Here is a 12,253-nt window from a genome sequence, read left to right on the forward strand (position 1 = left end):
GCTCAGAATTAAACTGACTGTTTATTTCCGCTAAAAGCTGTTTTGCTTTATGGTTTTTCTTTCATACTATTTAATTAGCTTGGTTCATTTCGCTATCGAATAGACAGCTTATTTATTATATCTCGCCGCTCGTTTTGTGTCAAGAGTTTTTTTCACTTTTTTCAAAGTTTTTCTTTCCCGCACTCACGTGACGACTTTTAATATTATATGCTCTCTTCGATTGCTTGTCAACACTTTTTTTACATTCTTTTTTCAAATCTTTTTCACTGATTTTACTCCCATGTCGTGTCGACTTATTTAGTTTACTATGGGATCGTTAAATTGTCAACAGCATTTTTTCAATTCTTTTATTTTTTCTAAATTTGCTTTTTCTCGCTGTTTTACTTGGCAATATACCCCTTATCTTCTTCTTTTTCGTTCATTTTTTTATCTATATAAGAACAGCTTGGTACTACTTTTAGGTCGTTCTCTTTTACATATTCCATAAAAGCTTCATAGAGTTTACCGGCTACGCCGCCTCCTTGTAGTTCCGGTTTTACTACCGTGTGATAGGCATTAACGATACCTTCTGATTGAGTTCGAAAATCTAGAAATGCTTTTGGATCTTCTTTCTCTCCAATATAAAATCTATTTTCCATTTTTTCTATTTTCATTTTGTTCCCCTTCCTTTACATAGGATATATTTCTTCTATACCCTCTCTTAATAAAGAAAAACAGGAAATCTTCAGACTTCCTGTTTCGTACATTTCTAATTCTCTTCTATATTATTTGAATTGTTGCTATTGGATGTATTGTTTTCTGTTTCCTCTTCTTGAGAGTTCGATCCTTGGGTTACCTCTTCGTAATAGGATCCTTTTCCATTTAAGAAACGTCTCAACTGTTCTCTTGCGTTTGCTTGATCTACTACATAGTAAGCAATGTCTCCAATGTATTGATCGGTTCCGACTAAGGTGTCGGTTACGATATTTTCTCGGTCCATTTCTAAACCAAATCTTGCAAGATAAGCAATTTGTCCATAACTCAAATCCGTCTCTACATTATCTTGTACAATGTCAATTAACTCTGGTATTTTGAAAATAATGGATGGATGTTTTAGTTGTTGGAAGATAGACATTAGGAATCCTTGTTGTGCTTGGATTCTTCCAATATCTTGGTTTTCGTAAATTTTTCGAATTCGGAGGTAGCGCACAGCATCTTCTCCGTCTAGGCGCTGTCTTCCTTTTTTGAAATTGATATGAAGGTTTGGAACAACATAAGTGTCTTCGTATTCGTAGTCGAAGGGAATATCTACTTCAATTCCTCCTACAGCGTCTACCAAACGTTTCACAGCGGCATAGTCTACGGTTGCATAATAGTCAATATTCACATCCATAAATTCTTCTATGGTCTCTACGGCTAATTCATGACCTCCATAAGCGTAAGCGTGTCCCAATTTGGTTTTGTCGCTATATCCTGGTACATGTAAGTAGGTATCTCTTGGCAAACTTAAAAGTTGAGCTCGCTTTGTTACGTGATCAATGGTAAATAACATGATTGTATCAGAACGTGAAGGATTTTCTTCTTCATCCATATCTGTTGTTGCTGTTCTGTCTACTCCAAAAACGGCAATATGTAAAGGATCGTTTCCTGTGAAAGGATTTACGGTTCTAAGTTCTTCTAAACTTGCTTTTTTTGATGGCGTTTTGGTTATAGTAGAAATACTTTTTCCACCATTGGCTACTGTGTGTCCCAACACTAATCCTGTCCCTAGGACAATAACAATGAGCACTGCGACAATCCATTTAATATATCTCATTTTACACCTCTATTTCCTTGTTTCCTTTCTATATTATACATTTTTTTTGTTAAAATCAACGGATTTACAAGAATTTCATCTTTTGCACATTTTTCTAAAAGTTTGGGTATACTTTTTTCAGGAGGGATAATCTATGAAATGCAAAGCGTATATTAGCAATCATTGCGAGGAATCTATGATTGCCAAAGAGATTTTAGATAAAGAAGGATATGACGTAGAGTATATAAATATCACAGATAGTATGGAGAACTTAAAAGAGTTTTTGCAACTTCGTGATAAGGAGCCTTTTTTTGAGGAAGCAAAACAAAACAATAGAGTCGGCGTTCCCACTTTAGTGTTTGGGGACAAGGAAATTTTTGTTGATGTGGAATCAGGAGTAGACGTAGCTCTTATTGATCCTTATTTCAAAAAATAAAAACAGCCACGGCCTTACTTGAGTCGTGGCTGTTTTTTATTTCTTTTTTATTCTTCTATTTTCTTTTTCCCCCATAATTTATGGATGGCAATACATAGAAGCATCGTTAAGACAATGGCTGGCACAGTACTTCCTAGTGGTGTATCCACTTTTAACATCCAGCGGTAGAGTATGAAGCCTAAAAACCAAATGCATAAATTCATAATATCCCACATTTTTCTGCTATTGTCTTCTTTTAATAGGAAATAATCTACCAATAATACGCCTATCATAGGAGCAAATACCGATCCAATAAAGTATAAGAAATTCGTAATATTATCCATTGGGAAGGCAATGGCTCCTATGGTCCCAATAATGGTTGTACCAATGGCAATCCATTTTCCGTTCACATTAGGAAAAATGGACTCACTAGAAACCCCTGCGGAATAAGCATCTAGGAAAGTGGTCGTTACAGTAGACAAAATAACGATGCACATTCCAGCAAGACCAAGTCCTGATTTTAAGATGATTTGGGCAATATTGTATTCTCCTGTGAAAATAGCTGCGCCCATTCCAATTCCATACATCCAACAAGAAATAATGGTATAGACAATCCCGCTAACAATGGTGGCTTTTACAGGTTTTTCCGCTTCTCTTGTGTAATCGCTAATTAAAGGCAACCAAGAAAGAGGCATGGCTACAGACAATTCTACAGCTCCTCCAAAGGTCAAAGCCTCTTGAGAAATAAAGGGGGCTGAAACTCCACCGAAAATTTTTACACTTAAAATTAAAGTCAATACAAAGAGGGCCGACATAGCCACTGTATTGAGTTTCCCTAAATTATTGATTCCAATTCCTATCCATACCAAAATTAAAATTCCAATTACGGAGCACCATAAAATATGCCCTATGTCCCATAAGCCATCCGCGGCTAAGGCTCCGTCATAAATCATGATTGCCGTCCAGCCGACAAGTTGAATAATATTCAAAAGGGCAAAAAGAATGCTCCCCTTTTGTCCAAAGCTCATTTTAACCGTTTCCATGGAACTTTTCCTTGTAAATCCACCAATCAATCCAGCTCCAACAAAAAGCAAGCCGCCAATAAGATGCCCTAAGAGGATGGCCAACATTCCTTTCCCAAATCCTAGTGGTGCAAAATACGTTCCTGTAATAATTTCGGCTATGGAAACTCCTGCTCCAAACCAAATCAGTCCATTTTGAAATACGGACGTCCTATTCTTATTCATAATCCCTTCCTTCCAATGAAATTTCTTTTATCGCAAATCCATGGTTCAATGGACCACTCCCAAAACCTAAATTTAAGCCATCTGCTAAAGCACCTGAAATATATTCTTTCCCCCTGCGTACAGATTCTTCCAAGGAATATCCTTTTGCTAAATTGGAAGCAATGGCACTTGATAAGGTGCAGCCAGTTCCATGGGTGTTGGGATTATCAATTCGCTTCCCGTAAAACCATTGAAACTCTCCATCAGCATACAATAAATCATTGGCATCATTCACTTGATGCCCCCCTTTACATAAAACGGCACATTGAAATTCATCCCCTATTTTTTTGGCCGCCTCCATCATATCCACTTCGTTTTGAATTTTTCTCGCTGCCAATACTTCTGCTTCAGGAATATTGGGGGTTATTACCGTTGCCAAAGGAATAAGCTCTTTGGTTAAGGTCGAAATTGCTTCGTCGTTTAATAGTTTGGATCCACTAGTCGAAACCATTACTGGATCCAATACGATATTTCTTCCTTTATATTCTATTAATTTTTGTCCAATCATTTTAATGAGGGAACAAGAGGAAACCATGCCAATTTTTATCCCATCTGGAGGAATATCTTGAAAAATTGCATCGATTTCTGCCCCTAAAAATTCAGGAGGTACCTCTAAAATATCTGTAACGCCCATGGTATTTTGTGCTGTTAGAGCCGTAATTGCACTCATACCGTACACACCATTGGCTAACATTGTTTTCAAATCCGCCTGGATTCCTGCTCCACCACTAGAATCGCTTCCTGCAATCGTTAAAGCCGTCTTCATATTTCCCCTCCTATTCTATCCATTGTAAAAAGGAAGAAACTTCTCCCTCTCTCAAATAATAATCGGCCATCTCGATGATTTCTCTTTGGTCTTCTTTACTAGAAAAATCCTCTACAGCAATGGTTAAAAATCCTGCTTTCTTCGCAGATTCTAAAGCAAAGAGAACATCTTCAAACACCGCCGTTTCCCCAGGATTGGTCCCCATTTTCTCAGCCCCTATTTCATACAAATCCCCACATTTTTTTGTTGTGTGATATTCTGTTGCCGTTAAAATCTCTTCAAAATAGGATTCAATCCCCAAACGGGCAAAGGCAATCTCTATCAATTCCTTATTCCCTGTAGAAGCAATTACCATAGGAATCCCACTATTCCAAAAAGATTCCAACAAATCTCGCATACCTTGTTTTAGCTCTACTTCTTCCCGATAAAAGGACTCAATTACGCCTAAAATCCCTTCTATGATTTCTTCTTCTGAAAGAGAAAGGTCATACTTTTCCCGAAGATAAACCGCCCCTTCTTCCATGGTTAAATCATACAAGTCCTTCCACAGTAAAAGAGCGGGAATTTTTCCCAAAGAGGACAGAAAGCGAGGAGCCGCATTTCTCCAAATCACCATAGAATCCAAAAGAACTCCATCTACATCTAAAATTGCTCCTTTTATCTTCATAAAAACAACTCCTCAGTAATGGCTTTTAATTCTTTTGCGCTATTGTAAATATTTTTTTGTCCGTAAATGGCACTGATTACGGCAATTCCTGCAATCCCCGTATCTTTTAATTGAAACACATTCTCCTTCGTTATGCCTCCAATCGCCACCACAGGAACCGAAACGGTTTCGCAAATTTTTTTCAATGTAGGAAAGTCTACCTCTGAAGCGTCCTCCTTGCTCCCGGTAGGAAACATTGCCCCCACCCCTAAGTAATCGGCCCCATCCGCTACCGCTGTTTCTGCTTGCTCCACCGTTTGAACCGAAACACCAATGATTTTTTCTTCGCCCAAAATCTTTCGTACTTCCTTTGGATCTCCATCCTCTTGGCCAATATGAACCCCATCTGCTCCCATTTCTTTGGCAATGGAAATATTGTCATTTACAACAAAAGGAACCCTATATTTTCGGCAAAGTTTTTGCAATTCTTTGGCCTCTTCTAAAAATTCTTTCTCCCCTAAATTTTTTTCTCGCAATTGAACAAAGGTAGCGCCTCCCTTTAGAGAATCTTCCACCACCTCCGGCAAAGTCTTTTCTTCTAACCAATAACGATCGGTTACAGCGTATAATAATAGATCTTTTCTATCGCAATTCATACTTTGCTCCTTCATCTAACTTATTTCCATCCATATGGAAAATGGCATCAATGATTCGATTTCGATAAGTAGAATTCCCATCGCCCTCTTCCATTCGACTCCATCCAATTTCTCCCGCTACGCCCATGGCACATAAAGCAGCTGCCACAGCCTCCAATGGTTTTTCTGGATTGGCAATTAAAAAAGCTGTCATCATGCCAGAAAGTTGACATCCCGTTCCTGTAATGCGTCCCATTTCTGGACGGCCATTTCGAATCACAAAACATCGATGCCCATCAGAAGCCAAATCAATCGCCCCAGTAATGGCAACAATACTACCCGCTGATTTGGCAAATTCCTTCACGAATTCCACCATGGAATCCAAATTTTCTTCTGTAACCGCATCGTTTTCGTCTGCATCAACGCCTTTAGTGGTCCCAGATCCCATAGCCAAAGTCTTAATTTCAGAAATATTTCCGCGAATCGCCGTAAGATTTACATCCTTCATTAAATCCATTGCCGTTTTTGTGCGAATGGTACTAGCCCCCGCTCCTACTGGATCCAATACCACAGGATAATTCAATTCGTTCGCGATTTTCCCTCCAATAAACATGCTTTCAAGTGAACGTTTATAAAGAGTTCCAATATTAATATTTAGACCTCCGCAAATGCGTATGATTTCCTTAATGTCTTCTGGTTCATCTGACATAATAGGGCTCGCCCCACAAGCCAAAATAATATTCGCTACATCATTTACAGTCACAAAATTGGTAATATTGTTTACCAAAGGCGCTTCTTTTCGAACGTTATCCAAACAAACTCCTAACATCTTTTTTCCTCCCATTTCTACAAAAAAAATACGAGTGCACCAAAACAGGTACACTCGCAAAAAACGAATTTATTTCCCTACGTTGGCATTATCCAAATCAGGTTATGGGTCGAGATAGCGTCAATCTCCTCTCAGCCGACTGCTGTCAGCTCTCCTTTTTTCAATATATCTTTATTATAGTCAAAAATCGAAAAAGAAGCAAATATAAAAGCTCCCTTTTCAAATCTTTATAAAAATAGCAGTGGGTTTTGTCTTATCCGCTATTTTTATACAAACAATTCTCCCGTTGGTCCATAAGTCTTCATGACATCTTTTAAGCCACTATAAATTTCTTCCCGAGAAAATTTCGCTTCTTTTAATTCTTCTTCCGTCCATTGGTTTAAGGCGTCATAAAACAAGACAACGGCAACATAAGCCCCTTCCTCTTGATTATCCAAAGCTTCAAACAACCGATTTTCGCCATCATTGACTCTTCTTTCCTTCAAAAATGCATCTAGCTCCAACCATAGCCGATTTTCTTTTTTGTATAAAACCATCTCCTCTTCTTTGGGATATTTTCCCAAAAGCAATAGAGAAATAGAGCGAGTTAGGGTTTTAATCTGTTCCAATAACCAATCATTTTTTATCATCATATCACCTCTTACAAACGATCCACTACGGATTTTAAGTACCGTCCTACAATACTACTAAATCGTGATAAATCTGTGATTCGAACAAAATCATTTCCAAAAATCAAATGTTCCTGATCCAAATCTTCATCCTCACCAGTAAAAACGCCAAGAACGGCTTTGTTTTTTAGTTTCCCCTGCAAAATTTCTGCCGCCGTATCGTTTACTGCTACTTCATCTTCATAATTTTCAATGGTGCTATTTCCATGAATTCCACCCGTTTGAATATGATCGTTTGGTTTTCCGTCAGACAAAACAATCAAAACTTGATTTTCTGCATCGATTTCTTCCATGGTGGAAAAAACATATTTTAAGGCAAAACCATCTCGATTGCTCCCACTGGCTTTATAGTTAAAGATTTCTTGATTGTAAGATTTATCATCCTTATAATCTCGGAAAATTCGCAAAATTTGATAGTGGAATAAATTGCAGAATCCTATCACTCGTGTGGGAATTCCCAACTCTACCAAAGCCTCCGCAATCAAATAGCCCTGAATGGCCACTTCTGATTGACGATCTTGTTGAGAGGCGCTCATATCCAATAAAATATCTACAGAAAAGGATCCTTCTTCATCGTATTGGGTCTTCTTAAAAATCTTTTCGTCTCCTAAAATCATATGGCGCCAAACCAAAGAAGCATCCACCGCTCCCGATCCACTTCGCCATTCGGATTCCATGGCATCGTCTAAGAGATTTTTTCGTAGAATTTCCCGCAACTCATAAATGGCCCGTTTGTAATGATGCTCGTCTTTTTCAAATTGTTCCATGGTTTCTTGTCTTTGCAACAAAACCTGCTCTTCAAAAAATTTCGAATTCATATCTTTTCCATATTCCCCTCGGGTAATATGAAGCTTCATTCCCTTGTGAATTCCTGTGGCCAAATCTTTTTCCATTTTCTTTACTTGGGATGGTAGAATTTGGCTTTTGCCAAAGTGCATTTGCACCCGTTCCAAAGTTTTTCCCTCAGAGGCACGGCGAAGCAAAATTTTTTGTTCTTCCGCCTCTGGAACATCCGAAGTATCTCGAACCACATTGGTAAACTCTGCCGATTCGATTTCTTCCATTTCCACCTCTTCCGGTTTTTGGACTTCCTCTACCACTTTCCGAGATTTTTTTGTCTTCGGCTGTTGCTCCTCTTCTACTTCTTCCTTTTTTACAATCGTATCCAAATCGACCATTTCTGCATTCAAATAGAAGTATTCTTTATAAATTTTCGCCAAATGATGAAATAAATCTTCCGATGTCTCCAAATTTTTAACATCCATCATATCCTTAAACATAGGAGACAATAAGGGCCCTAATGTCGTTGGCTTTCCCATACGATATCTTGCGTATTGATACCATAGTTCTTCGGAAAAATCTCTCTTTCGCTTTCGATCTTCCTTTGTAAAGATTTTTTCATAATGAAGGAATTCTTCCCTTTTTATCCCTGGGCGAAGGCGAAAGAAACTATCCTTTGTCCACTCAATCGCCACAATCCAACCAATGGCTTCTAGCTCCTTCCGATTGGAAAGATGAGAGATGTTTTTTCGAAAAAAATTCTCCATTTGATTTCTAGGAAAAAACAAATCCAGAATTCCTTTTTCTGCAATAAAAAAGAATCCATCCTCCCCGTGATATTTCCGTTCATAATTTCCGCTAACGGTCCAATAGAGATTTTGCTTCCGCCGCTCCTCCCATTTCATCGGAACAATTCCTTCCCATCTAAATCCTTCGTAAATAAAGTTGCAATTACATCCGCAATAATTTCTCTCTCAAAACGATCGAAACTTTTATTCACAATTCCCATTTCTAAAGCCTGAGGAATGGAAAGACCCCGTTTGATCATTTCCAACGCTCCAAAAAGCCCACGCATATCCACTGCCTTAGAAGAAATTTCTCCCTGTAAACTTTTTGTCTGTAAATCCATAAAAAGCCTTGTAAAAAGAGAAAGATATTCTTCTTTCAAATGGGTTTCCTCCCGTAAAATATGGGCCAAACTTTCCCCTTCCAAAACCGGCATATTAATAACCATAAAACGGCTAATGAGTGCCTCATTTAATTCACGAGTTCCCATATATCCGTAGTTCATTGTTCCAATAAAGCGAGTGGCTGGATTTAGAGGAATTCGGTTGTATCCTGGAACATCAATTAAGCGGCGATAGTCTAAGGCGGAATGAACCACCGACAAGGATTCGTTTTTCGCCATGTTGATTTCGTCAAATACAGCAAATCCACCCTCTTCGGCCGCTAAAGTTACAGGCCCTTTTTTCAATACAACCTCTCCATTTTTGAAGGAATCCACACCAATTAAAGAGCCACTATCGGAATTTACATTTAGGGAAATATTCCACATAGGCCGCTGGAACAACTGAGCCAAATTTTCTGACAAAACATTTTTCCCCGTTGCCTTTGGTCCACTTAATAAAATATGGTATCCACTTAAAATTCCATAGATCGCCCCTTCCCAAATTTCCTTTCCATAATAACCAAAAAGAGAAACAGGAATCCGGTCTTTGTGTTCCTCTTTCACCGGGTTTTCTTTCACAAACTCTTCCACTTCATCCAATAATTTTGGATCTACTCCTTGGGTAGCAATAAATTCTACCAATTCTTTGCGATTCATATATTTCATTCCTTTATTTTTATTTATTTTCCTATCCACTTTTATAAATATCCGAAAAATTTTTCTGTAAACAAAAAGAGAATCTCTTCAGACTCTCTTTATTATACGCTTTATTTCATGAATTTCATCCACTCGAAGGAAAAGAATTCCTAAAAAGTATACCACGCCAGCTGCCCCAATGGACAAAAGAAGGGCCAAATTTTTCGAAACCATTCCCAATAAAATTCCATTGGCGGTTTTTGCCACTACAATCATTACTACGGCTGCCAAAATAATTTTGAAGAAATTTCCTAGTTTTTCCCGAATTCCCAACCTTGGCATAACCCCTCTTAAAGAGATTAAAATAAAAACGGCTCCAATTACCAAACTAGCAGAGGCTCCCATTCCTAACCCCGCTAAGCCAAATCGGCGACTTAATAAAAAACTCAAGATAAAATTGCTTCCTAAAATAACAAACGAGTTCACAATAGGAATCTTCATTTCTTTTCGACTGTAAAAAATACGGATCCCAATTTCTCGAATTCCAATGGCCAAAAGGCCAATACAATAGAAAATCAAAACTTGTCCCGTTTGGATAACGTCTTGTTCCTTAAAGGCCCCTCCTAAAAACAAAAGACGCACAATATCATCGGAAAATGCCACCATACCAAAGGTGGCTGGAATTACCAAAAACGCCATAAGAGAAAGGGATTCTCCAAAAACTTTCGCTAAGGTTCCTTCTTCTCCACTTTCAACAAAGCGAGACATTTGAGGAAAAGTTACCGTTACAATGGAAGTTACTACGATTCCATTAATAAATCCTTGAATTTTTGAGGCATAGTTTACCACAGAAATTCCCTCTTGAGAAATGGAGGAGGCCAAAGCTCTGGCAATAAAGGTATTGAGTTCAATGGCAGAAGCCGACAACAAAACCGGTACAATCAAGAGCAACAGTTTCCTTAATGCCGGATCATGCCAATCCCATTGAAATCTGTGACGATATCCTTTTTTCTTCAGGAAAGGAACAAACAAAATGTATTGAAATACGAAAGAACACAAAATCCCAAAAGCCAATACAGGAATATTTTCCCCTTGCCCTAAAAACATAGTCACAATCAAAATCAAGTTCATAATCACAGAATGACTGGTCGAAACGATAAATACGCCTTTGATTTGTAAATACGCACGGAAAATCGCCGCAACTCCTGTTACCATAACGCTGATCATGGTAATTCGCGTCATAAATACCGTTGTAGAAAAAATTTCTCCCGTAAAACCAGGACTTTGTAAACGAACCAACAAAGGAGCAAACAAAAACGCCAAGGCAGCCAGACCCGCTACAATAACGGCAACAATATTCACTAAATCTGCTGTAAAAAGGTTGGCTTTTTCGGTTCCTTCTTTATTTTCCAACTCATTGTAAATTGGAATAAATCCACCAGCGATGGATCCTGTAAATAAATTTGTAAATAATAGGGGCAAACTTAGCGCCACCAAAAAAATATTGGCGATTTCCGATGTGCCAAAAAAATGAGCTAGGGCTTTTTCCCTAGCTAAACCAAAGCACTTCGTTAAAATTGTTGCCACCATAAGAAGTATTGAGGTATTTCCCATAAATCCCCTTTCTTATCTTAAAATGCCAAAAGTATATCCTTCGTCTTTTAACCAATGGATAACATCAGGAAGCGTATCTAAAGTTAATTGTTTATTTTGCGCATCATGCATCAAAACAACCAAAACATCTTGATTGTCTGCTCTGCTAATGCTTTTTTCGAAGAAGGAAATCAACTCCTCTGAATTACTTGGGCGGCGAGATCTTGGTTCCGCATCTCCCGTTAAAACATTCCAATCAATCCACTCTACATCCAAAGCATGAAGAGCATTATCTGAAGCCGCTAAATTTTGCCAAGACTGATGCCCTCCTGGATAACGCCATACAGAGGAATGGAAATCTTTTGAAATCACTTCTTGCAAAGCCTCTTGAGATTGCTCTGCCTCCCATTTGATTCGCTCTGCATTGCCGGAGCGGCCTGGATACATTTTGGAATAATCATGACTCATACTATGCAAAGCTAGAGCGTTCCCCTCGCGAATTTGACGAAGCATAACGTCTCGATTGCGATTGGAGATACTAGATCCTACAAGGAAAAAAGTAGCGTGGACATCTTCTTCATTTAATACATCCAAAATTTGTGGCGTAATGGTTTGATTTGGTCCATCGTCAAAGGTCAAGAATACCAACTTCTTATCCCCTTTGTATTCTTTTGTTCCTAGAATGTATTCGCGAATTTCCCTTGTATCGTAGGCATAACTTTCCGCCACATTGGCGTAGTTTTTCCCTTCTGTTAATTGCACATCGAAATTTTTTCGAAAAACTTCATTCAATGCATTGGCAGGATCTTCTTTCACTTCTGGAACAGCATCTAACATATTCATATTTTTATAGGCGTACCACTGAATCGCGGTTCCTCCTTCAAAAGGACCTTGAATCATAGAGGCGGCCTTTCTTGCACCAAAAACAATGGCCACAGCAATGATTAACAACAAAAGCAAACCACGAATTCTCGCTCTTCGCTTTCTCTTTCTTATTCTTTCTCGCCTTTGTCTTCGTTCTCTACTATATTCTTCTGGGTTCATAATTGCTCCTTCT

At 38.4% G+C, this 12,253-nt stretch carries 13 protein-coding genes and 1 riboswitch; of the genes, 1 reads left to right on the forward strand and 12 read right to left on the reverse strand.

Features of this window, described 5'->3' with window-relative positions; translation table 11 throughout:
* Positions 1 to 380: 380 nt before the first annotated feature.
* Both LQU94_RS03840 and LQU94_RS03845 read right to left on the reverse strand, forming a co-directional pair.
* Positions 381 to 653, reverse strand: coding sequence for a GNAT family N-acetyltransferase (locus LQU94_RS03840; protein ID WP_230696369.1), 273 nt, complete (start codon positions 651 to 653; stop codon positions 381 to 383).
* 95 nt (positions 654 to 748) lie between these two features.
* Positions 749 to 1,795: an LCP family protein gene (locus LQU94_RS03845; protein WP_230696370.1), complete on the reverse strand. Its 1,047-nt coding sequence runs from the start codon at positions 1,793 to 1,795 to the stop codon at positions 749 to 751.
* Between the two features lie 133 nt (positions 1,796 to 1,928).
* On the opposite strand from LQU94_RS03845, the gene LQU94_RS03850 reads away from it, so the two are divergent.
* Entirely contained in the window at positions 1,929 to 2,210 is a 282-nt protein-coding gene (locus LQU94_RS03850) for a glutaredoxin domain-containing protein (RefSeq protein ID WP_230696371.1), read from the forward strand.
* 47 nt (positions 2,211 to 2,257) lie between these two features.
* On the opposite strand, the gene cytX is transcribed toward LQU94_RS03850, so the two are convergent.
* From cytX to LQU94_RS03900, 10 genes are all read right to left on the reverse strand, one after another.
* On the reverse strand, positions 2,258 to 3,436 hold the full coding sequence (gene cytX, locus LQU94_RS03855) for a putative hydroxymethylpyrimidine transporter CytX (RefSeq protein ID WP_230696372.1): 1,179 nt from the start codon (positions 3,434 to 3,436) through the stop codon (positions 2,258 to 2,260).
* Positions 3,429 to 4,241: a bifunctional hydroxymethylpyrimidine kinase/phosphomethylpyrimidine kinase gene (gene thiD, locus LQU94_RS03860; RefSeq protein WP_230696373.1), complete on the reverse strand. Its 813-nt coding sequence runs from the start codon at positions 4,239 to 4,241 to the stop codon at positions 3,429 to 3,431. Before thiD ends, cytX begins: the two co-directional genes overlap by 8 nt.
* A 10-nt stretch (positions 4,242 to 4,251) precedes the next feature.
* A complete protein-coding gene (locus tag LQU94_RS03865) occupies positions 4,252 to 4,908 on the reverse strand; it encodes an HAD family phosphatase (protein ID WP_230696374.1) in 657 nt (218 codons plus the stop codon).
* Positions 4,905 to 5,543, reverse strand: a complete 639-nt coding sequence (gene thiE, locus LQU94_RS03870; RefSeq protein ID WP_230696375.1) for a thiamine phosphate synthase — start codon at positions 5,541 to 5,543, stop codon at positions 4,905 to 4,907. The genes LQU94_RS03865 and thiE overlap by 4 nt, the downstream gene beginning before the upstream one ends.
* The gene (gene thiM / locus LQU94_RS03875) at positions 5,530 to 6,351 is read right to left on the reverse strand and encodes a hydroxyethylthiazole kinase (protein ID WP_230696376.1); all 822 of its coding nucleotides are present in this window, start codon (positions 6,349 to 6,351) and stop codon (positions 5,530 to 5,532) included. The genes thiE and thiM overlap by 14 nt, the downstream gene beginning before the upstream one ends.
* A gap of 57 nt (positions 6,352 to 6,408) precedes the next feature.
* Positions 6,409 to 6,517: riboswitch (TPP riboswitch) on the reverse strand.
* Positions 6,518 to 6,617: 100 nt separating this feature from the next.
* Positions 6,618 to 6,983: a DUF6483 family protein gene (locus LQU94_RS03880; RefSeq protein WP_230696377.1), complete on the reverse strand. Its 366-nt coding sequence runs from the start codon at positions 6,981 to 6,983 to the stop codon at positions 6,618 to 6,620.
* 8 nt (positions 6,984 to 6,991) lie between these two features.
* On the reverse strand, positions 6,992 to 8,704 hold the full coding sequence (locus LQU94_RS03885; protein WP_230696378.1) for a hypothetical protein: 1,713 nt from the start codon (positions 8,702 to 8,704) through the stop codon (positions 6,992 to 6,994).
* The gene (locus LQU94_RS03890; protein WP_230696692.1) at positions 8,701 to 9,609 is read right to left on the reverse strand and encodes an AAA family ATPase; all 909 of its coding nucleotides are present in this window, start codon (positions 9,607 to 9,609) and stop codon (positions 8,701 to 8,703) included. Before LQU94_RS03890 ends, LQU94_RS03885 begins: the two co-directional genes overlap by 4 nt.
* A 102-nt stretch (positions 9,610 to 9,711) precedes the next feature.
* On the reverse strand, positions 9,712 to 11,217 hold the full coding sequence (gene murJ / locus LQU94_RS03895) for a murein biosynthesis integral membrane protein MurJ (protein ID WP_230696379.1): 1,506 nt from the start codon (positions 11,215 to 11,217) through the stop codon (positions 9,712 to 9,714).
* Between the two features lie 12 nt (positions 11,218 to 11,229).
* Positions 11,230 to 12,240: a polysaccharide deacetylase family protein gene (locus LQU94_RS03900; RefSeq protein WP_230696380.1), complete on the reverse strand. Its 1,011-nt coding sequence runs from the start codon at positions 12,238 to 12,240 to the stop codon at positions 11,230 to 11,232.
* Positions 12,241 to 12,253: the final 13 nt, after the last annotated feature.

It is taken from the genome of Peptoniphilus sp. KCTC 25270 (assembly GCF_021012875.1).
GTDB lineage: Bacteria > Bacillota > Clostridia > Tissierellales > Peptoniphilaceae > JAJMZJ01.